Here is a 1434-nt window from a genome sequence, read left to right as displayed (position 1 = left end):
GCGGCGACAGCCGGTGCAGTGAAGTTGGGTGCGGCGAAGGCCGGTGCCGCCGTCAGAGCGGGCGCTGCGATGCAGGCGGCGACGGCGACCAGCGATGCGGGGCGCAGGAGCCGGGTGAATCCACGGCGGGAGAGGGTCGGATCGGGGGCGGGCGGTTTACGACGAGACACGGAGCATCCTCTGTGAGAAGAGAAGAAATCGGACCCACCCAATCGACCGCCGCGAGATGTCCGGTGGGTGAACTCCGACCGACCTGCGCGTGTCATCGCGCGCCCGCACGAGAATCCCGGCGACCCGGTGCGCACAGTGGGCGCGTGCCGTCAGCCCGGACTTCAGTCCTCACCCGGAAGCGCGGCGGCGCCGAAAGCCTGCGCCTCGAACGAGATCGTGTGCGGGACGTAGCGGTCCTCGGCGCATTCGACGGGGCGGCCGTTCGCTGCGAAGGTCTCCCGTCGCACCTGCAGGAGCGGACTGGACCTGCGCACCCCGAGCAGACGCGCATCCTCGGTGGCTGCGGCCACCGCCTCGATCCTGTGGTTCCCCGACGACACCACGATTCCGGCATCCGCGAGCACCCGTGTCGTGGAGACGACATCGTCGGGGACGCCAGTCACATGCGGCACCACCCAGGGCGCCCAGGTCGAGCGCTCCACCATCACGGCACGCTGGTCGAGGGTCCGGACCCGGGTGAAGGTCAGGACGTCGGCATCCGTCCGAATAGCCAGCAGACGCGCCTCCCGCGCCGTGGCCTTCCTCGTCGCACGTGCCACGATGAGACCGCCGGGTGCGCGCCCGCGACCGCGGGCCCACTGCGTGAACGACCGCATCCGGTCGAATCCCTGCGGCTGGCTGGGCTGCACGAACCATCCGGAGCCCCGGTGCGACTCGACCAGCCCCTGCCGCGCCAGGGTGGCGAGCACGGTGCGGATCGTGCGTCGAGAGACGCCGTGGAGGGCGGCCAACTCCATCTCGCTGGGAAGTCCTGCTCCCCCGGCGTAGGTTCCATCGAGGATCTGCCCGCGCAGACGGGCCAGCACCTCACTCATCGGAACGCATGCGAGCGCATCACGGCGTTGTCGAGCGGAACGCTCCCGGGTTGCGACGGCACAGCTCACTCTAACGCCCGTGCGCCGTCACGCAGGAGATGACTGAAGCCCCCGGGCATGTGCCTGGGGGCTTCAGTGTTCGGTGGACCTAAGGGGATTCGAACCCCTGACCTCCTCGATGCGAACGAGGCGCGCTACCAACTGCGCCATAGGCCCGTGAACGACATCTACGCTATCACGACGGAGAAGCTGTTCGCGCCGCGGACGGTCATCCGGCGGCGCGGCGGGAGAGCAACTCGCGCACGTGCGCTTCGATCTCGGCGTCGTCGACGAAGCCCATCCGCGCATACGGCGATGAGGCCGAGATCGAAGCGCACGTGCGCGAGTT

At 69.4% G+C, this 1434-nt stretch carries 1 protein-coding gene and 1 tRNA gene; both read right to left on the bottom strand.

All coding sequences use genetic code 11. The annotated features are described in order from the left end of the window. Nucleotides 1-332: 332 nt before the first annotated feature. Entirely contained in the window at nt 333-1046 is a 714-nt protein-coding gene (locus tag KZA10_RS15135; RefSeq protein WP_031205543.1) for a GntR family transcriptional regulator, read from the bottom strand. A 143-nt stretch (nt 1047-1189) separates the two neighbouring features. Then, nucleotides 1190-1262, bottom strand: a tRNA-Ala gene (locus tag KZA10_RS15130). Nucleotides 1263-1434: the final 172 nt, after the last annotated feature.

This window comes from Microbacterium sp. BF1 (assembly GCF_019279095.1).
GTDB lineage: Bacteria > Actinomycetota > Actinomycetes > Actinomycetales > Microbacteriaceae > Microbacterium > Microbacterium maritypicum.
Note: the sequence above shows the minus strand (reverse complement) of the source record. Positions and strands in the feature narration are given on the sequence as shown.